Raw genomic sequence first — 514 nt, forward strand, 5'->3', positions numbered from 1 at the left:
TCGAGCAGAACTCACAAATTTTACCTTAGCCTGATTAACCAGCAGTGAAACTGGTCATCAGTCTATATCTATCACATATCCGAATTTTTAAAGAACGATCTGACAAAAGTCAGAAATCAACATTCGATCTGAATGCTCATTTCTAAGTTCTGACAAGTTACTGTGTACTGCGGAAGTGGTGGAGCCAAGCGGGATCGAACCGCTGACCTCCTGCGTGCAAGGCAGGCGCTCTCCCAGCTGAGCTATGGCCCCGTATTCTACGGCTGAACCATGTAATGGTAGGTCTGGGCAGATTTGAACTGCCGACCTCACCCTTATCAGGGGTGCGCTCTAACCAACTGAGCTACAGACCTATAACAGGGTCGCGTTACAGCATCGTCTTTTACAATGAATCAAGCAATTCGTGTGGGAGCTCATCAGCAGGCTGATGTCGTCGATTAAGGAGGTGATCCAGCCGCAGGTTCCCCTACGGCTACCTTGTTACGACTTCACCCCAGTCATGAATCACACCGTG

At 48.8% G+C, this 514-nt stretch carries 2 tRNA genes and 1 rRNA gene; all 3 read right to left on the reverse strand.

Annotated features, from left to right (window positions below):
• Positions 1–176: 176 nt before the first annotated feature.
• Positions 177–252, reverse strand: a tRNA-Ala gene (locus J5M58_RS26240).
• Positions 253–276: 24 nt separating this feature from the next.
• Positions 277–353 (reverse strand) — tRNA-Ile (locus tag J5M58_RS26245).
• 85 nt (positions 354–438) lie between these two features.
• Positions 439–514 (reverse strand): 16S ribosomal RNA (locus tag J5M58_RS26250); the annotation flags it as partial.

Source organism: Pseudomonas sp. 32_A (assembly GCF_017490905.1).
GTDB classification, from domain to species: Bacteria; Pseudomonadota; Gammaproteobacteria; order Pseudomonadales; family Pseudomonadaceae; genus Aquipseudomonas; species Aquipseudomonas inefficax.